This window comes from Methylobacterium sp. 092160098-2 (assembly GCF_028920805.1).
GTDB classification, from domain to species: Bacteria; Pseudomonadota; Alphaproteobacteria; order Rhizobiales; family Beijerinckiaceae; genus Methylobacterium; species Methylobacterium fujisawaense.
This window is the reverse complement of record NZ_JAQPZJ010000001.1, coordinates 846,123-864,389: the sequence shown is the minus strand read 5'-3', so window position 1 is coordinate 864,389 and position 18,267 is coordinate 846,123. Positions and strand designations below refer to the sequence as shown.

Below are 18,267 nucleotides of genomic sequence, written 5' to 3'. Positions count from 1 at the left end.
CGCGAGAGGCTGATAGGCGAGCCTCGGCGCCGGTCCAAGCCGTCGGGACCCCGTACGTGTCTTCAGGCAGATCGCTGCAATGCCGCCACGTAGGCCGCAGCATCGCGCGCCACGTCGTCCGCCCCCTTGCCGGGGCGGTAGAGATTGGAGCCGAGGCCGAAACCATCGGCTCCCGCCTGTCGCCAGCCCGCGATCGTCTCGGGCAGGATTCCGCCGACGGCCAGGACTCGGGTGACCGGCGGCAGAACCGCGCGATGCGCCTTGAGCGCCAGAGGCGTCGCGACGTCCGCCGGGAACAGCTTGAGCGCGGTGGCGCCGGCCGCCAGGGCCGCGAAGGCCTCCGTGGGTGTCTGATAGCCCGGGAGGGAAACGAGACCGGCCGCGACGGTCGCGCCGATGACCGCCGAATCGGCGTTCGGCGACACCACGAGGCCTCCGCCGGCGGCCGCGACGTCGGCGACCTGCGATCGGTTGAGAACGGTGCCGGCGCCGACGAGCGCCCGTCCGGCGAGGCGCTCAGCGAGCACCGCGATGCTCCGCAGCGGGTCCGGCGAGTTGAGCGGCACCTCGATGAGGGTGAACCCGGCCCCGACCAGGGCCTCCCCGATCGCCGGCGCCTCGTCCGGCGTGAGTCCCCGCAAGATCGCCACGAGCGGGCAGCCCGCGAAAGCCGCCTCGAACCGGTCGTGGATGGTCATGTCCGCAGACTCCAGATGGCGTGGATACCGGACGTGGTGGAACCGTCCGGCACGATCACCCCAGTCCCGCCCGCTTGCGCGATGGCGGCGGCGTAGAGCGCGGCCAGGGGGCCGCCGCCGAGCAGATGGACCGGACGGCCCTGGAGGTCGTCCCGGGTGCCGACATCGGCGCCGATCAGGATGCCGCTGGCGTAGGAGACCGCGTCATCGGGGGCGAGGCGGTCGAGCAGCAGTCCCGAGCGGACCTCGAAAAGGGTCGCGGCGAGGTTTCGGGAGGCGAGGCCCCGCCCGACGCCCGCGCGGAAGGCGGCTCCGTTCCCGACCTCACCGTCGAGCATCCCCGCCAGGATGCCCTGTGCGCGAAGCAGGGCGAAGATCTCTCCGGTCATCACGGTGGTGAAATCCGTGATCGCACCATCGACGGTCTCGATCCACTTGTTGTGTGTGCCCGGCTGACAGAACAAGGCCGTCGGCGGCGCTGAACCCGCTTCGATCGCACCGAAGACCTGGACCTCTTCCCCCCGCATCACATCGGGACGCTGTCCGTCCCGCAGGGCGACGCCGGGGACGATCCGCACGTCGGGCGCGGGTTCCACGCAGGCATTCGCCAGGGCCGCGAGGGTTGCCGGCGCGGCGATGTAGGGCGCCGACAGCCAGCCCCGGTTGGATCCGACCATGCCGACCGCGATGACCGGGTGAGGCCCCAGCCGCGCGCGCAGATCCGCGATCTCCGCGGGGTAGTCGCCGGGCGCCAGGGAGAGGATCCCGCGTCCGTCCTGCAGGCTGTCGAGCACCGCTCCCGAGCCCGACACGGCGAAGGCCCGACGGTTCGTGGTGCCCCAGTCGACGGCGATGTAGGCCGCGCGACCGTCCATGCCGTGTCTCCCCTGAATAGCGCCACCGTAATTTGTCTGAGTTAATTGGAGGGCGGCGCGTGGTCAAGTTCGGTCGAGCGACCGTCGCGACACGGTCGGCGACAGATATCACTGACGGGGGATTGTCGCGTGGTCCCCGGCGATTGCGATGGACTGTACCGTCACGGATCGGCGATATGGCGGCAAGAAATCAAACCCGGGAGGGACACGCTTGGCACGGGATGTAATCCTGGCGACCGATGGCCTGACGATGGAATTCCGTGGATTCCGGGCCGTCAACGGCGTGGCGTTGCAGGTGGAGCGCGGCACGATTCACGCACTCATCGGGCCGAACGGCGCCGGCAAGACCACCTGCTTCAATCTGCTCACCAAGTTCCTGATCCCGACCTCGGGGACGATCCGCTACAAGGATCGCGACATCACCGGCCTCAAGGCGGCGGATGTCGCCCGGCTGGGGCTCGTCCGCTCGTTCCAGATTTCGGCGGTCTTCCCGCATCTCACCGTGATGGAGAATGTCCGCATCGCCCTGCAGCGGCGGCGGCGCGGCGATTCCTTCGATTTCTGGCGGCCCGAGCGGGTCCTGCGTGCGCTGAACGGCGAGGCGCTCGAACTGGTCGACGCGGTCGGACTCTCGGAGTTCGCCGACGTGCTGGCGGTCGAGCTGTCCTATGGCCGCAAGCGCGCGCTGGAGATCGCAACCACGCTCGCTCTCGATCCCGAGATGCTGCTCCTCGACGAGCCGATGGCCGGCATGGGCCACGAGGACGTGGACCGGACCGCCGCGCTCATTCGGCGCGTCTCGAAGGACCGGACGATCCTGATGGTCGAGCACAACCTGTCGGTGGTCGCTTCCCTTTCGGACCGGATCACCGTGCTGGCCCGCGGCCAGGTGCTGGCCGAGGGGGACTACGCCACGGTCTCGAAGGATCCGCGTGTGGTCGAAGCGTATATCGGGGCGGGACATGCGTGAGGCGGCTCTCAAGACACCTCCGGCGGCCGCGACCGGCGCGCTCCTCACCGTCCGCGGATTGGAAGGCTGGTACGGCGAGAGCCACGTGCTCCACGGGATCGACATCGACGTCCGGACCGGTGAAGTCATCACGCTGCTCGGGCGCAACGGCGCCGGAAAGACCACGACGCTGAGGGCCATCATCGGCATCCTCGGCAAGCGCGCCGGCTCGATCGTCTACGACGGTGTCGAGACCATCCGCATGGCGTCCCGGAACATCGCCCGCCTCGGAATCGGCTACGTCCCGGAGGAGCGGGGCATCTTCGCGAGCCTCACGGTCCACGAGAACCTGATGCTGCCGCCGCGGGTGAAGCCGGGGGGCATGTCGGTGGACGAGATCCATCAGCTCTTCCCGAACCTGAAGGAGCGCGCCGGCAGCCAGGGCACCAAGCTCTCCGGCGGCGAGCAGCAGATGCTGGCGATCGGACGCATCCTGCGCACCGGTGCCAAGCTGATCCTCCTCGACGAACCGACGGAGGGACTGGCGCCGGTCATCGTCCAGCAGATCGGCCGGACCATCCAGCAATTGAAGGCGAAAGGCTACACCATCGTTCTGGTGGAGCAGAACTTCCGCTTCGCCCAGACCCTGGCGGACCGGCATTTCGTGATCGAGCAGGGGCGGGTGGTCGATATGATCCCCAATGCCGAGCTTGACGCCAATATCGACAAGCTCCACGCCTATCTCGGCGTCTGAAGCCCGTTCGCAAAAACCGTAGAAGCGCCAACAATCGGCGCCCCGATACTCGGCTGGCGGAGATCCGCTGCGCCGTTACAAGGATGGAAACGAAAATGTTCGGACGTATCGCCCGGCCCGCGACCCTCGCCGCCCTCGCCGGCGCCCTGATGATGGGCACCGCTGCTGCGCAGACGAACGTGAAGATTGGCATCCTGGGCGATCGATCGGGCGCCTATTCCGACATCAGCGGCGAGGGCTCGGTCGTGGCCGCGAAGCTCGCCGTCGAAGACTTCAAGCCGGACGCTCACGGCCTGAAGGTCGAGATCGTCTCGGCCGATCACCAGAACAAGCCGGATGTCGGGGCGGCCATCGCCCGGCAATGGTATGACCGCGACAACGTCGACATGATCACCGACGGGGTGACCTCCTCGGTGGCGCTGGCCATCAGCCAGGTCACCAAGGAGAAGAACAAGGTCTTCATCGACACCGGCGCCGGCACCGCCGACCTCACCGGCCCGCAATGCACGCCGAACACCATCCATTGGGTCTACGACACGGTGGCGCTGGCCAACGGCACCGGCGGCGCCATGGTGAAGCGCGGCGGCAATACGTGGTTCTTCCTCACGGCCGATTACGTGTTCGGCCAGACGCTTCAGCGCGACACCAGCGCGGTGATCACCAAGAACGGCGGCAAGGTCGTCGGCTCGGTGAAGACGCCGTTCCCGACCTCGGACTTCTCGTCCTTCCTGCTTCAGGCGCAGGGCTCGGGCGCCAAGGTCATCGGCCTGGCCAATGCCGGAACCGACACGATCAACGCGATCAAGCAGGCGGGCGAGTTCGGCATCACCGAGGGCGGGCAGGCGCTGGCCGGCCTTCTGGTCTTCTCCTCCGACGTGCATTCGCTGGGCACCAAGGTCGCCCAGGGTCTCGTGCTCACCGAGCCGTTCTACTGGGACCTGAACGACCAGACCCGGGCCTTCTCGGACCGCTTCGCCAAGCAGATGAAGGGTGGCTCGAAGCCCACCGCCAACCATGCCGGCGTCTACTCGGACGTGCTCCATTACCTGAAGGCGGTGGCCGAGCTGAAATCCACCACCGACGGCGCCGCCACGGTCGCCAAGATGAAGGCGATGCCGACCGACGATCCGCTGTTCGGCAAGGGCGTGATCCGCGCGGACGGCCGCAAGATCCACGACATGTACCTGTTCGAGGTCAAGAAGCCCGCCGAGTCGAAGGGCGAGTGGGATCTTTACAAGAAGCTCGAGACGATCCCGGGCGATCAGGTCTTCCGGCCGCTCAACGAGGGCAATTGCCCCCTCGTGAAGGGTTGACGGTGGGATCGGGGCGCGGAGAACGGCCATGACCACGATCTTCGGAGTGCCGACGCAGGCCCTGTTCGGGCAATTGCTGCTCGGCCTGATCAACGGCTCGTTCTACGCGATCCTGTCGCTGGGGCTCGCCATCATCTTCGGGCTCCTGAACATCATCAACTTCGCCCACGGTGCGCTCTACATGATGGGCGCGTTCGTGGCCTGGATGCTGCTCACCTATGTGGGCCTGGGCTACTGGTGGGCGCTGGGTCTCGCGCCCCTCGTGGTGGGCGCCTTCGGCATCGTGCTGGAGCGGGTGCTCATCGCCCGGCTCTACAAGCTCGACCACCTCTACGGACTTCTGCTGACCTTTGGCTTGGCGCTGATCATCCAGGGCCTGTTCCGCAACCAGTACGGCGTCTCGGGGCTGCCCTACGCGATCCCGGCGGAGCTCTCCGGCGGCCAGCGGCTGCCCTTCATGTTCCTGCCGAATTACCGGGCCTGGGTGGTGGTCGCGTCGCTGACCGTCTGCATCGCCACCTGGCTCGTCATCGAGAAGACCAAGCTCGGCGCGTATCTCCGGGCCGCCACCGAGAATCCGACGCTCGTCCAGGCCTTCGGGGTGAACGTGCCGCTGTTCCTGACGCTGACCTACGGATTCGGCGTCGCACTCGCAGGCTTCGCCGGGGTGCTCGCCGCGCCGATCTACTCGGTGAACCCCAACATGGGCGCCGACATCATCATCGTGGTCTTCGCCGTGGTGGTGATCGGCGGCATGGGCTCGATCATCGGGTCGGTGATCACGGGCTTCGCCCTGGGCCTCGTCGAGGGGCTGACCAAGGTGTTCTATCCGGAGGCGTCGGCCACCGTGATCTTCGTGATCATGGTGCTGGTGCTGCTCGTCAAACCCGCCGGCCTGTTCGGGCGCACGGCCTGACCGCGAACTGAGGCTCGACACCCATGGCCGACACCGCCGCCCTCGAGGCCGCCCCGATCGCCGCCGCGCTCCCGACGAGCCGGGACGACAAGGCGCTCCATCGCCTGATCTTCATCGGCATCGCGCTGCTGCTGATCGTAGCGCCGCTCGTCCTGTACCCCGTCTATCTGATGAAGGTGCTGTGCTTCGCGCTGTTCGCGCTCGCCTTCAACCTGCTGCTCGGCTACGGCGGCTTGCTGTCCTTCGGCCATGCCGCCTATTTCGGCATGGCGAGCTACCTCTGCGCCTACACGGCCAAGCAGCTCGGCTTCACGCCGGAACTGGCGATCCTCAGCGGCACGGTGACGGCGGCCCTGCTGGGTCTGATCTTCGGCGCCCTGGCGATCCGCCGGCAGGGCATCTACTTCTCGATGATCACCCTGGCGCTCGCCCAGATGGTGTTCTTCTTCTCCCTGCAGGCGAAGTTCACCGGCGGCGAGGACGGCATCCAGGCGGTGCCCCGCGGCAACCTGTTCGGCGCGATCAGCCTCGCGGACGACCGGGCGATGTACGCCGTCGTCGCCGTAATCTTCATGGCGGGGATGCTGCTGATCTACCGGATCATCCACTCGCCCTTCGGGCAGGTGCTGAAGGCGATCCGCGACAACGAACCCCGGGCGATCTCCCTCGGCTACAGGGCGAGCCAGTACAAGCTCGCGGTCTTCGTCCTCTCCGCGACCCTTGCCGGACTCGCGGGCTCCACCAAGGCGATCGTCTTCCAGCTCGCCTCGCTCACCGATGTGCACTGGTCGATGTCCGGCGAGGTCGTGCTGATGACGCTCGTGGGCGGCATGGGCACGGTCTTCGGACCGATCGTGGGGGCCTTGGTGATCGTCACCATGGAGACCTACCTCGCGCAGTTCGGGGCCTGGGTGACGATCATTCAGGGCTGTGTGTTCGTGCTCTGCGTGCTGCTGTTCCGGGAGGGCATCATCGGTCTGATCGCCCGGGTTGTCCGCCGGCCGTTGTAGCGCCCGCACCGTCACCGGAGACGGACTGACTAGGGTTCCGAAGATGCGGGCGCATGGCGTCGGGCTGCATCACGGCGAGCCGAAGATGAGCGGCTTCGCAGGCGGTCTGCGTTTCCGACGTCGCGCGGTGAGCATTCGTTAACCAAGACCGCCCACGCTGACGGCTTGACGCTGCCAGGGGGCGCTATGACTCAGGACCGGACGCTCAGCATCGACGATCCCGCCCTCGAGTGCCCGGTGGCACCGGACGTCGTCGGTCGTCTGATCAAGGCCGATCCTGAGGGCGCGGTCTTTCTCCTTGAGGGCATCCCGGAGGCGACCCGGGCGCGGCTCGCGGTCTGGCTCTACGGCCGCAGTCACACCCATGCGATCGGCGTTCGCGTTGCGTCGACCTGCGACGGTGCCACCCTGCGGCGGACGGCAGGCGTCGTCGGCAACGCATTGTTCGACCTGTCGCGCCGGCCCCAGGTGGCGACAAGCCAGGGGACGCGCAGCGGCGGCGGCCGGATTTCTCTGGGCGGTTCGCTGCGCCGCGCCTGATTCCCAGTCCGCACTGCGCAGCGTGATTGGATCACCGCGGCGCAGGGACTATTCTCCGTGGCGATGTCCACCGCCCTGACCGCGCCGTCCGTCCGTCGCCTCGACCCCGTGCTCGTCGATCGCATCGCGGCCGGCGAAGTCGTTGAGCGTCCCGCCTCGGCCGTGAAGGAGCTGGTCGAGAATGCCATCGATGCCGGGGCCGGTGCCATCGAGGTCACCATCGAGGCCGGGGGACGGCGGCTGATCCGGGTCGTCGATGACGGCCGTGGCATGACGCCGGACGATCTTGACCTCGCGGTGGAGCGGCACGCCACCTCAAAGCTTCCAGGCGGCGACCTCACGGCGATCGCCACCCTCGGGTTCCGCGGCGAAGCGCTGCCGTCGATCGGCGCGGTGTCGCGGCTCGCCATCGTCACCCGGACCCCGGATGCCGAGGCCGGGGCCAGCCTGACGGTCGAGGCGGGGCTGAAGGGTCAGGTCCGTCCGGCACCGGCGCAGCGTGGGACCCGGATCGAAGTGACCGAGTTGTTCGCCGCGACACCGGCACGGCTCAAGTTTCTGAAATCGGACCGGGCGGAGAACACCGCCGTCGCCGAAACGCTGCGCCGGCTCGCCGCGACGCAGCCCGGGATCCGCTTCACCCTTCGCGCCGATGCCGGGCAGCCCCTGGTCCTGCCCGCGGAGACCGGACCCGAGGCGGAGCTGCGCCGGCTCGCCGCTGTTCTGGGGCCGGATTTTTTCGCCAATGCGCTGCCGGTCTCCCTGGCCCGGGAGGGCTTTGCCGTGACCGGCCATGTCGGCCTGCCGACCTATCATCGCGGCGCGGCGACCCATATCCATCTTGCCGTCAACGGGCGCCCCGTGCGCGACCGGCTCCTGCTGGGCGCGATCCGCGGCGCCTACGCCGACACCCTGGCCTCCGACCGCCATCCGGTGCTCGGCCTTTCCATCGCGTGCGACCCGGACCGCGTCGACGTCAACGTCCACCCGGCCAAGACCGAGGTGCGCTTCCGCGAGCCGGGCCTCGTGCGGGCGCTGATCGTGAGCGCGATCCACGACGCCCTGCGGCGCGGCGGCGCCCGTTCGGCCACCACCGGCGCCGCGCGGACTCTCGACGCCCTGCGCCCCGCCGGTCCGCCGCTCGCGACCCATAGCGGCGCTGCCGCCCCGAGCCTGTTCCGACCGACGCGACCGGGCCTGTTTCCGGTGGGCACGCCGTCGGTCGCGGCACCGTCAGGCTACCGTCCGCAGACCGCGTGGCGGGCGCCGCAGCCTGTGCCGGCCGCGCCGGCGGGCTTCGGCGAGGCTGCGCAGGCCGTGTTCGCGGGCCCGGATCCGGCCCCGGTGTCGGCACCGCCCCAGGCCGATATCCGCGTCGCCGACGATGCGACGGAGACGCTGGATCATCCCCTCGGCGCGGCCCGGGCGCAGATTCACGAAACCTACATCCTCGCCCAGACCCGCGACGGCCTCGTCATCGTCGATCAGCACGCCGCGCACGAGCGGCTCGTCTACGAGCGGATGAAGGCCGAGCGGGAAACGGGCGGCATCGCCCGCCAGGGCTTGCTGATCCCCGACGTGGTCGAGATGAGCCCCGAGGAGGCGGACCGGCTGGTCGCCGCGGCGCCGGACCTCGAGCGGCTGGGTCTCGCCATCGAGGCCTTCGGACCGGGGGCGGTGCTCGTGCGCGAGGTGCCGGCCGCGCTGCTCGGCGCTTCGACTCGCGACCTCGTCACCGACATCCTCGACGCCCTGGAGGCCAGCGGCGACGAGGAGGGCGGCGTCCCGGCTGCGGAGGGCGGCCCGCTCGGCCGGCGCCTCGACGCGGTCCTGTCGCGCATGAGCTGTCACGGCTCGATCCGCGCCGGGCGGCGGCTGCGACCGGAGGAGATGAACGCCCTCCTGCGCGAGATGGAAGCCACGCCCAATTCCGGGCAGTGCAACCATGGACGTCCCACCTCGATCGAACTGAAGCTCGCCGATATCGAGCGGCTGTTTGGCCGCCGATGAGGTGACGGCTTCGCCGGTCCGGCTGGCCTACCGGGCAGGGGCGGTCCAAAAGAACGGTCGATGCCTCGGCGCGAAGACCGGGGAGCCGGCGGCCGCGGATCGCCGGTGCATGCAGGGGAGGCGCAGAGCCATGACCGATATCCTCATCACCGGCCCGTGCCGCGACGCCGAACGCAAGCGGAGCGCGGCTCCGGCCGTCGCGTCGGTGCGCTGAGATGACGGGCCCATTCGATCTCGCCGGACGTCACGTCCTCATCACCGGTGCCTCAAGCGGCCTCGGCCGTCACTTCGCCGGAACTCTCGCCCGCGCCGGGGCCCGCCTGTCGCTGGGGGCCCGCCGGGCCGATGCCCTCGCCGAAACCGTCACCCGCGTCGCGTCCGAAGGCGGAGAGGCCCATGCCGTCGTCATGGACGTCACCGACGCCGCGAGCGTCGAGCGGGCGCTCGATGCCGCTGAATCGCGGTTCGGACCCGTGGCGGTCCTGGTGAACAATGCCGGTGTGACGGCGACGAAACCGGCCCTCGATCTCGACGAGGCCGACTGGGACGCCGTTCTCGACACGAACCTCAAGGGGGTTTGGCTCGTGGCTCAGGCAACCGGGCGGCGCATGGTCCGACACGGCGCGGGCGGCAGCATCGTCAACATCGCCTCGATCCTCGGGCTGCGGGTGACCGGTGGACTGGCGCCCTACGCCGCCTCCAAGGCGGCCGTGGTGCAGCTCACCAAGAGTCTGGCACTCGAATGGGCGCGCCACGGGATTCGGGTGAACGCGCTCGCTCCGGGCTACATCAAGACCGAGCTGAATGACGCCTTCTTCGAATCCGACGCCGGCAAGGCGCTGATCAAGCGCGTGCCGCAGCGTCGGTTGGGCGAAGCGGCGGAACTCGATGGGCCGCTGCTGCTGCTCGCCTCGGATGCCGGCGCCTACATGACCGGCAGCGTCGTGGCGGTCGACGGGGGCCACCTCGTCTCCGGCCTCTAGGGGCTGCATGGTGACGTGATCCGTTCCGACGCGCCGGACGGGCGTGGCTCAGAGAGCCCGCGCCTGCTCGCGCAGGACGAATTTCTGGATCTTGCCCGTCGACGTCTTCGGCAACGGTCCGAATACGACGGTTTTCGGCACCTTGAAGCGCGCCATCCGCTCGCGACAGAAGGCGATCAACTCCTGGTCGGCGGGTTCCGTCGCGCCGGGCTTCAGCTCCAGGAAGGCGCAGGGGCTCTCGCCCCAGGTCGGGTCCGGCTTGGCCACGACGGCCGCGAGCATCACCGCGGGGTGGCGCATCAGCACCTCCTCCACTTCCAGGCTGGAGATGTTCTCGCCGCCCGAAATGATGATGTCCTTCGCCCGGTCCTTGATCTCCACCGACCCGTCCGGGTGCCAGACCGCGAGGTCGCCGGTCCGGTACCAGCCGCCCGCGAGCGCCTGCTCCGTCGCGTCCGGGTTGCCGAGATAGCCTTTCATCACCGTGTTGCCACGCAGCCGGATCTCGCCGACCGATACGCCGTCGCGCGGCACCGGCGCGTCGGTTGCCGGGTCGGCGACGCTTACGGCCTCCAGGGTCGCCAGCGGCACGCCTTGACGGGCCATACGGGCGTATCGTTCGGTTTCGGGAAGGTCGGCCCAATCCGGCTGTGCCAGGCAGACCGTCGCGGGCCCGTAGCTCTCGGTGGCCCCGTAGAGATGCGTCACCTGGAAGCCCAGATCCTCCATGGTGCGGATGATCGTCGAGGAGGGCGCCGCGCCGCCGACCGCGCAGCGCACCGTTTGCGGGAACGGCACGCGGTCGTGGGCCGGCGCGTGGGCGATCATGGACAGGACGATCGGTGCGCCGCACAGATGCGTCACCCGGTGCTCGGCGATCAGCCGGAAGATGGACGCCGGCTCGACCTTCCGGAGGCAGACCTGCGTGGCGCAAGCGGCAACGCTGGCCCAGGGATACGACCAGCCGCTGCAATGGAACATCGGCAGCGTCCAGAGATACACGCTCGCGTCGGTCAGCCCGAAGGTCACGGCGTTGCCGAGAGCCTGGAGATAGCCACCGCGATGGCTGTAGACGGCGCCTTTCGGATCTCCGGTCGTTCCCGACGTGTAGAGCAGGCAGAGCGACTGCCATTCGTCCTCTGGACCGACCCAGGCATAGTCCGGATCGCCTTCGGCGAGCAGGGAATCGTAGGGCACAGCCCCGTCGATGCCGGTCTCGCCGATCGCCACCACCAGGACGGGCTCGGCGAAATCGGCGAGCGCCCGCGCGGCCAGCGCGGCGTACTCGGCCTCGACGATGAGCGCCCGGGCTCCGCCGTGCCGGAGCGAGAACGCGATCGTCGCCGGGTCCAGACGGGTGTTCAGCGGATTGAGGACCGCGCCGAGCATCGGGACGGCGAAATGCGCCTCGATCATCTCGGACACGTTCGGTGCCAGGATCGCGACGGTGTCGAGCGATCCGATGCCCCGACCGGCGAGGCCCGCGGCGAGGCGGCGGCAGCGCCCGTACAGGTCCGCATAGGTGAAGCGGCGGCTTCCGTCGATGACCGCAATCCGTGCCCCGCATGCGGCGGCGGCGCGCGCCAGCAGGCTCACCGGGGTCAACGCGACGTAGTTGGCTGGCCGGCGGCCGAGCCCGACCTCGAACGGGTGGAGGCCGGCCTCGCGAGCCTCGGCGGGGATCGGTCCGGTCTCCATCATCGACACTTGCTGCCTTCTGATCGGGCGGTGAGCGTGGCGTGCGCTCCGTGCGACGATGATTTCGCGGCCGTCACACCTGTCAATTGCGATTGCCGTGACAGCGTGGGCCGCGCGCGGATTCTGTTACCGGGCGCGATTGACGGGAAGACAACCCTGTCGGATGCCCTATCCTTGGCCGTGCGCGGCCGAGGCCGGATGCGATCGTCCGATCTGCGGGAGACGACAGTGGGGAACGACAACCTGCCGGTGGTCTCCAAAGAGACCGGCCGCGCCATGGCCGAGAGCAGTGTCGCCCGGGCGCGCGAGGCGTATGAGCGCTTCGCCGAGGCCGGCGAGATGGCGCTGAACGCCTTCGAGGCGTCGGCGGCACAGAGTTTCGAGGGCTGGCGCGCGGTCATGGGCTCGAGCCGCGAGACCGCGCACCATCTCGCCGATCGTCATGCGGCCGGTGCCCGCACGTTGCGCGAGCAATGGGACGATGCCGGCGCGCGGCTCTACAATGCCGTTGAGGACAATGCCGTCCATACCATGGCGGCGATGCGGGAGATCAGCCACCGGATGCTCGTGGCCTCGGACACGAATGTCCGTGCGGGTCTCGATTTCGCGGACCGCCTTGCCGCGGCAGCCGATGCCCGCGAGGTCGTGGCGCTGAACATCGCGTTCCTGCAGGAGCAGGCGCGTCGGCTCACCGACCAGATGGTCGACCTCCATCAGACGGCCAGCCGCCTCGCCCGCGAGGCCGCCGCGCGCACGGAGACTCCGTGACCGCCGCCGGCGCGGCGCCGGCTTCCGGACCCGAGACGAAGCCGCGGCTCGACGATCTGAGTCGCGCCGATGTGCCGTTCCGGACAGGCCATTTCCAAGCCTATGCGCCGCACGACTTCCATCGCATCGCTTACGTGGAATGGGGCGAAGCGGACAGCCCGCACGTGGTGATCTGCGTGCACGGCCTGAGCCGCCAGGGTCGCGACTTCGACGCGCTCGGCTATCGGCTGGCGAAGCTGGGCTACCGGGTCGTCTGTCCCGACCTGCCCGGGCGCGGTCTCAGCGGCTGGTTGAAGGATCCGGAACTCTACGGCCTGCCGCAATACGCCGCCGACATGGCGGCGCTCATCGCGCATCTCCGGGTTCCAGGGAAGATCGACTGGGTCGGCACCTCCCTCGGCGGCCTCACCGGAATGGTCCTGGCCGCCGCCGCACGCTCTCCGATCCGCCGGATGGTGATCAACGATATCGGCCCGTTTCTACCCTGGGCGCCCATCCGCGAGATCGGCTCGCGCCTGCGCGACGCGCCCCGGCTTCACCATAACCTGGCCTCGGGCGAGTCGCGCCTGCGCACGGTGCTGGGCGCATTCGGACCGCTCACCGACGAGCAATGGCGCCACATCGCCAAGTACAGCTTTCACCAAGTGCCGAACGGCGGCTGGCGGCCCCATTACGATCCCGGGATCGGCGACGCGTTCCGGCCCGGACGGGTTTACAGTGTCAGCATGTGGCGCGACTGGGACGTCATAACCTGTCCCGTCCTGCTCCTGCGCGGAGAGCATTCGGACTTGCTCCTCGCTTCGACCGCCGACGAGATGACCCGCAGGGGACCTCCGACACGGCGCGTCGAGATCCCCCAGTGCGGCCACGCGCCTGCATTGCTGGACGACGAGCAGTTGCGAATCGTCACCGACTGGCTCGGTCCTGCGGCGTGAACGCATCGCCGCCGAACGGCTGCGATTTCCGGGTCGAACCTCTGTGTGTCACGCCGTGTCCCCGTGGGTCGGCATTCCCGGGCCAACGTGGAGCAGGCAACCCAATAGCGCGCTGCAGTTTTCGAATGCGGGGCTTTAGTCGATTTCGATCACTTTTGTATGATTGCGGATGATCGTTTAGTTGTTCATGTCGTGGTCATTGAGAGGCCCGCCCGGGAGTCTTCCGGGTTCAAGATTTTGAAAGCGTAACCATTCGTTGCACGCGCGGCTGACCTGTGGCACTAACAGATGTCACGTCTGGATCTTCGCGGCGCAATGTTGCACCTGTCAGTTGTGATTGGCGCCCCGGATCCGGGCGAGCAAGCCTGCCAACATTTAAGAACATCCGGACTACCAACGATGGCGAACCCAACCCCCAAGCCGAAGCAGACGACAGCCATTGATCACGGGGTCGGCAGCCGCATCGCGTTCCTTCGGGCCGCTAACGGATTGAGCCAGTCGGCCCTGGCCAGTGCATTGGGTGTCAGCTTCCAGCAGGTCCAGAAGTACGAGACCGGCAAGAACCGGGTCGGAGCCGGCCGTCTGCAGGCAATCGCCGAGCGACTCGGCGTTCCGGTCTCAAGCTTCTTCGAGCCCGAGCCCGAGGCTTCGACGGAGAATGGCCCGGCGCTGCTTCGGGTGGCCGGCGCCGTCGAGATCCTGCGGGCCTACAATCAGATCGCCGACGATCAGATGCGCCGCGACGTGCTCTCGCTGGTGAAATCCGCCGCGCGGATCGGCCAGCTGCGATCGGCGGACGAAGCGGCGCCTCAGTCTCCCACCGCAACGCGCAACGCGTGAGATCGGGCCGGCGCGGCGCTCCAGCCCAGCGCCGCGTGAGATCTGCCGGGGATGAATCATGGCCGAACGACCGACGACCGTGACCAATCTGCTGGCCGATCTGCCGCTCGGCGCAGCCGATGAGGTCGTGTCGGTCTTGGTGGCCAGCCCGGGTCTCCGGGTGGAGCGCATCGTCTCGACCGGGCAAGCGAGTCCGCCGGGCTTCTACTACGATCAGCCGCACGCCGAGTGGGTCGCCGTCCTGACGGGCGCGGCCGACCTCCTGTTCGCCGACGAGTCGGCCCCGCGTCGCCTCGTCGCTGGCGATGCCGTGATGATCGCTCCGCACCGTCGGCACCGGGTCCACTGGACCGCGTCTCCCACCGTCTGGCTGGCTATCCATTTCGGCGCTGAGCTGACGGTTTCCGCAGAGGAAATGGTCGAAGCTCCCTAGAGGGGCTCAGGCGCCAAATCGAGCGATCGCCACCGCCGTGTCGCCGTAGACGCGTCGTTCCACCGATTCGAAGCCTGCGGGCCAGACCAGCTGGACGGCTGCGGCCTCCTCGACCACGACAAGAGCCCCAGGGGCGAGCCATCCGCCCGCGGCAGCGCTCTCGAGGGCGCGCGGCGCCAGATCTTTGCCGTAGGGTGGATCGCAGAAGACGAGCGAGAATGGGCCCGCCGAGGCGGCAGGTCCCAGCCGGGTCGCATCCCGACGGAACAGGCGCGTCACGCCTTCGGCCCCGAGCGCCTCGATATTGGTGCGGATCACCGCGCGGGCTTCGGCGCCCTCATCGACGAGCAACGCGTAGGCGGCACCCCGCGACAGGGCCTCGAATCCGAGAGCGCCCGTCCCGGCAAACAGGTCGAGAACCTGAGCGCCCTCGACAGCCTGCTCGTAGGCATGGGTCAGCACGTTGAACAGCGATTCCCGGAGTCGATCCGAAGTCGGCCGGATCGCTTCGGTGCGCGGCGTGGCGAGCCTGCGGCCCCGCCAAGCGCCACCGACGATCCTCATCGCGTCCCGCGTGGCGGTCGGCCACCGCCGGGCTTGGCTCCGCCGCGCGGGGCACCGGGACGACCACCCGGTCGCCCGCCGCCCTTGCCGGGCGCGCCGCCAGAGAAGCCGCCCGGCTTGCCGCCGGGACGGGATCCACCGGGACGGGATCCACCGGGACGTGCGCCTCCCGGCTTCGGGCCTCCGAAGGCCGGTTTGCCGCCACCGGCGGCGGGTTTCCGGGGCGGGAACGAACCGGCCTTTCGGGCCGCTCCGTCGGCCGGCTTGGCGTCGAATGCGCGTTCGCGCCGATCGCCAGCCTTGCCGTCGCGGCGATCCTCGAAGCGCGCATCCCCGCGCGGCCGGTCGTCTCGCCCTGTCTCCCGGCGCTTCCACTCGCCGGTGCCGCGTTCGCCGCGTGGGCCGGCATTGCGCTCCGGCCGTTCCTGTCCGGCCTTGTCGGCAAAGCGGCGCCGCGGCTTCTCGACGGGCGCTGGCTCCGCAGGCGTCGCCGTCAGGCGCTCGACGACGACGCGGCGCTCGCCGGTGCGGATCGAGCCGACACGTTCGCGACCCCGCTCGGCCGCGGCGGCCTGCGCCGCACGAGGGTCCGCACCGCGGCGGGGGATGCGCGTCCCCCGCGGCTTCGTCGCGTCCTCGTCGCGCCACGCGGAGTTGCGGGGTCCGGGTCCGGTACCGCCCGTCGAGACCCGAGGCGTCGGTGCCGGACGCGCAGCATTGCGCCGGGATGGAGCTTGTTGTGCAGCCCGAGCTTCCCGGTCGGACTGTCGCGATTCGCCGAAGGGCGCGATCGGTTCCCGGACCGGGCTGTCGAAATCCACGCCCGCCTGTTCGGCGAGGCTCTTGCCGAGCTGGTCCTTCAGCACGCGCGTGCGCACCTCTTCCACCAGCCCGACCTCCAGATCGCCCAGCTGGAACGGGCCGAAGGACAGCCGGATCAGCCGGTTCACCGAGAGGCCGAGATGCTCAAGGATACGCTTGACCTCGCGGTTCTTGCCTTCGCGAAGGCCGAGCGTCAGCCAGACGTTGTCGCCCTGGACGCGGTCGAGGGTGGCCTCCACCGGGCCGTATTCCATGCCATCGATGGTCACGCCCTTGGCCAGCCTGTCGAGCTGCGCCTGATCGGTGTCGCCGTGCGCACGGACCCGGTACCGGCGCAGCCAGCCCGTGTCGGGATGCGCGATCACCTTGGCCAAGCCGCCGTCGTTGGTCAGGAGCAGGAGACCCTCGGTGTTGATGTCGAGGCGTCCCACCGCGACGACCCGCGGCAGTTCTTCGGGCAGCGCCTCGAAGACGGTCTGGCGACCCTCGGGATCGCGGGCCGTGGTCACCACCCCCCGAGGCTTGTGGAAGATCCACAGGCGGCTCCGCTCGCGCGACGGCATCGGTTCGCCGTCGATCAGGATGCGGTCGTTCTCGGTGACGTTGCGGGCGGGGGAGGTCAGCGTCTCGCCGTTGACGCTGACGCGACCGGCGAGAATCATCGCTTCAGCATCCCGCCGTGAGGCGATGCCGGCCCGTGCCATAGCCTTGGCGATACGCTCGCCGGGCGGCGTCTCGATAGCGCCTTCGTCCTCGGTCGGGGTCGGCGGCAGCGGCTGCGCAGTCTTGGCACCCGCCTTCGCCTTGGCTGTCGGCTTCCTCGGAGCGTCAGGGGCGTCCGCGGCACTGCCCGCATCGGTCGGCGGGGTCCAGCCCTGGCCCTGGTTTGACTCGGGGGCCGGGCGGGCAGCGCCCGCCTCGGGCTTATCGTCGTTCGGCAGATCGGTCATGCCTGCCGCTTATCAGAGCCACACTCTACAGGCGAGACGGCACGTGCGGTTGAGCCGAGGCTGAAACGACGAAGGCGGCCCATCGGGACCGCCTCGAAGATCGATGCGCGTGTGTGCCGTCAGATCCGGGGTGAGCGACCGCGCATCACGCCGAACACGGCGGAGATCAGGAACAGGGCGATCGCCACGAAGAAGACGATCTTGGCAGCTTCCATGGCCGTTCCGGCGATGCCGCCGAAGCCGAGGAGCGCCGCCACGAGAGCGACGACGAGAAATGTGACAGCCCAGCCGATCATGGCATCCTCGCTTAGTCCGGTCCAGTTCAAGACTGGAACCCGCGCGAGGCGGGTTCCGTTCCGGTTGTGCTTGACGTTCAGAGCTTGTCGGTGGCCGACTTCACCGCGCTCTTCGCGTCGCCGACCGTACCCTGCGCCTTGCCCTTGAGTTCCTGAGCCGCGCCCTCAGCCTTGAGCTTGTCGTTGTTGGTCACGTCGCCGATGCCCTGCTTGGCCTTCCCAAGAGCCTCGTTGGCGACGCCCTTGATCTTGTCGGTGGTGCTGCTCATGGCGTTGTCCTCTTGTTCGACCTGCGGCGATGCCGCACTGGTTCAAGAAACGGTCACGGTCGGTCGAATGTTCCAGCCCTTAACATTGACGAGGATCAGGCCGGGACGCCGCCGCGCCTCTGTGCAGGCCCGGGCTTGAGGGCATGGTGGCTTCCGATCCGATCCACCGTCCGGACCGCCCATCGTCCGGAGCGCTGACCGCACTGGACCACGCTTTCGCAGCCGCCCGCGCCGCTGCCGTGGCCGGGGAAGTCCCCGTCGGCGCCGCGGTGGTCCGGGACGGGATCGTCCTCGCGGTCGCGCATAATCAACCGCGGCGGCTCAACGACCCGACCGCGCACGCGGAAATCCTGGCGATCCGGGCAGCCTGTGCGGTCCTCGGTGAGGAACGCCTCACCGGCTGCGATCTCTATGTCACGCTGGAACCGTGCCCGATGTGTGCGGGGGCCATATCCATCGCGCGGATACGGCGGCTCTATTACGGCGCGTCGGACCCGAAGGGCGGGGGGGTCGAGCACGGCCCGCGCGTCTTCGATCAGCCCACCTGCCATCACGTGCCGGAGGTCTATGGCGGCTTCCGCGAGCGTGAAGCCGCGGCCCTGCTCCGGGATTTTTTCGCCCAGCGCCGCGGTTGAACCGCGGAT

General features: G+C 68.9%; 20 protein-coding genes. 13 read left to right on the top strand and 7 right to left on the bottom strand.

Going from position 1 to position 18,267, the window contains the following annotated elements; translation table 11 throughout:
* Positions 1-62: 62 nt before the first annotated feature.
* Positions 63-698 carry a 2-dehydro-3-deoxy-6-phosphogalactonate aldolase gene (locus PQI07_RS03940; protein ID WP_274926078.1) on the bottom strand — a complete coding sequence of 212 codons (636 nt, stop codon included), beginning with the start codon at positions 696-698 and terminating at the stop codon, positions 63-65.
* A complete protein-coding gene (locus PQI07_RS03935) occupies positions 695-1,573 on the bottom strand; it encodes a 2-dehydro-3-deoxygalactonokinase (RefSeq protein WP_274926077.1) in 879 nt (292 codons plus the stop codon). The genes PQI07_RS03940 and PQI07_RS03935 overlap by 4 nt, the downstream gene beginning before the upstream one ends.
* A 211-nt stretch (positions 1,574-1,784) precedes the next feature.
* Between PQI07_RS03935 and PQI07_RS03930 the strand changes: the two genes are divergently transcribed.
* The 8 genes from PQI07_RS03930 to PQI07_RS03895 all read left to right on the top strand — a co-directional run bounded on the left by PQI07_RS03930 (position 1,785) and on the right by PQI07_RS03895 (position 10,048).
* Positions 1,785-2,543 (top strand): ABC transporter ATP-binding protein, encoded by a 759-nt coding sequence (locus PQI07_RS03930; protein WP_043348639.1) that lies wholly within the window; start codon positions 1,785-1,787, stop codon positions 2,541-2,543.
* Positions 2,536-3,276 carry an ABC transporter ATP-binding protein gene (locus tag PQI07_RS03925; protein WP_043380399.1) on the top strand — a complete coding sequence of 247 codons (741 nt, stop codon included), beginning with the start codon at positions 2,536-2,538 and terminating at the stop codon, positions 3,274-3,276. Before PQI07_RS03930 ends, PQI07_RS03925 begins: the two co-directional genes overlap by 8 nt.
* 95 nt (positions 3,277-3,371) lie before the next feature.
* Complete coding sequence (locus tag PQI07_RS03920; RefSeq protein ID WP_043348643.1) at positions 3,372-4,589, top strand: ABC transporter substrate-binding protein; 1,218 nt, start codon at positions 3,372-3,374, stop codon at positions 4,587-4,589.
* Between the two features lie 28 nt (positions 4,590-4,617).
* The gene (locus PQI07_RS03915) at positions 4,618-5,505 is read left to right on the top strand and encodes a branched-chain amino acid ABC transporter permease (RefSeq protein WP_043380394.1); all 888 of its coding nucleotides are present in this window, start codon (positions 4,618-4,620) and stop codon (positions 5,503-5,505) included.
* Between the two features lie 23 nt (positions 5,506-5,528).
* On the top strand, positions 5,529-6,515 hold the full coding sequence (locus PQI07_RS03910) for a branched-chain amino acid ABC transporter permease (RefSeq protein ID WP_043380392.1): 987 nt from the start codon (positions 5,529-5,531) through the stop codon (positions 6,513-6,515).
* Between the two features lie 237 nt (positions 6,516-6,752).
* Complete coding sequence (locus PQI07_RS03905) at positions 6,753-7,055, top strand: hypothetical protein (RefSeq protein WP_244538817.1); 303 nt, start codon at positions 6,753-6,755, stop codon at positions 7,053-7,055.
* A gap of 63 nt (positions 7,056-7,118) precedes the next feature.
* The gene (mutL, locus tag PQI07_RS03900) at positions 7,119-9,065 is read left to right on the top strand and encodes a DNA mismatch repair endonuclease MutL (RefSeq protein WP_274927680.1); all 1,947 of its coding nucleotides are present in this window, start codon (positions 7,119-7,121) and stop codon (positions 9,063-9,065) included.
* A gap of 215 nt (positions 9,066-9,280) precedes the next feature.
* Positions 9,281-10,048 (top strand): SDR family NAD(P)-dependent oxidoreductase, encoded by a 768-nt coding sequence (locus tag PQI07_RS03895; protein WP_043380387.1) that lies wholly within the window; start codon positions 9,281-9,283, stop codon positions 10,046-10,048.
* 48 nt (positions 10,049-10,096) lie between these two features.
* Here the strand turns inward: PQI07_RS03895 and PQI07_RS03890 are convergent, their stop codons facing one another.
* Positions 10,097-11,749, bottom strand: coding sequence for an AMP-binding protein (locus tag PQI07_RS03890; protein ID WP_182592451.1), 1,653 nt, complete (start codon positions 11,747-11,749; stop codon positions 10,097-10,099).
* Positions 11,750-11,974: 225 nt separating this feature from the next.
* On the opposite strand from PQI07_RS03890, the gene PQI07_RS03885 reads away from it, so the two are divergent.
* The 4 genes from PQI07_RS03885 to PQI07_RS03870 all read left to right on the top strand — a co-directional run bounded on the left by PQI07_RS03885 (position 11,975) and on the right by PQI07_RS03870 (position 14,722).
* Entirely contained in the window at positions 11,975-12,514 is a 540-nt protein-coding gene (locus tag PQI07_RS03885) for a phasin family protein (protein WP_179697850.1), read from the top strand.
* Positions 12,511-13,449: an alpha/beta fold hydrolase gene (locus tag PQI07_RS03880; protein WP_179697851.1), complete on the top strand. Its 939-nt coding sequence runs from the start codon at positions 12,511-12,513 to the stop codon at positions 13,447-13,449. Before PQI07_RS03885 ends, PQI07_RS03880 begins: the two co-directional genes overlap by 4 nt.
* A 399-nt stretch (positions 13,450-13,848) precedes the next feature.
* Complete coding sequence (locus PQI07_RS03875; RefSeq protein WP_043754937.1) at positions 13,849-14,289, top strand: helix-turn-helix domain-containing protein; 441 nt, start codon at positions 13,849-13,851, stop codon at positions 14,287-14,289.
* A 58-nt stretch (positions 14,290-14,347) separates the two neighbouring features.
* Entirely contained in the window at positions 14,348-14,722 is a 375-nt protein-coding gene (locus PQI07_RS03870; protein ID WP_075381492.1) for a cupin domain-containing protein, read from the top strand.
* Between the two features lie 6 nt (positions 14,723-14,728).
* Here the strand turns inward: PQI07_RS03870 and rsmD are convergent, their stop codons facing one another.
* The 4 genes from rsmD to PQI07_RS03850 form a co-directional block, all read right to left on the bottom strand.
* Positions 14,729-15,286 (bottom strand): 16S rRNA (guanine(966)-N(2))-methyltransferase RsmD, encoded by a 558-nt coding sequence (rsmD, locus tag PQI07_RS03865; protein WP_075381493.1) that lies wholly within the window; start codon positions 15,284-15,286, stop codon positions 14,729-14,731.
* Positions 15,283-17,058, bottom strand: a complete 1,776-nt coding sequence (locus PQI07_RS03860) for a pseudouridine synthase (RefSeq protein WP_075381494.1) — start codon at positions 17,056-17,058, stop codon at positions 15,283-15,285. The genes rsmD and PQI07_RS03860 overlap by 4 nt, the downstream gene beginning before the upstream one ends.
* Positions 17,059-17,177: 119 nt before the next feature.
* Positions 17,178-17,354: a DUF1328 domain-containing protein gene (locus PQI07_RS03855; protein ID WP_043348682.1), complete on the bottom strand. Its 177-nt coding sequence runs from the start codon at positions 17,352-17,354 to the stop codon at positions 17,178-17,180.
* A gap of 77 nt (positions 17,355-17,431) precedes the next feature.
* Entirely contained in the window at positions 17,432-17,623 is a 192-nt protein-coding gene (locus tag PQI07_RS03850; RefSeq protein WP_043754943.1) for a CsbD family protein, read from the bottom strand.
* A 143-nt stretch (positions 17,624-17,766) separates the two neighbouring features.
* Here PQI07_RS03850 and PQI07_RS03845 point away from each other — a divergent pair, with 143 nt between their 5' ends.
* The gene (locus PQI07_RS03845; RefSeq protein ID WP_274926076.1) at positions 17,767-18,258 is read left to right on the top strand and encodes a nucleoside deaminase; all 492 of its coding nucleotides are present in this window, start codon (positions 17,767-17,769) and stop codon (positions 18,256-18,258) included.
* Positions 18,259-18,267 lie beyond the last annotated feature (9 nt).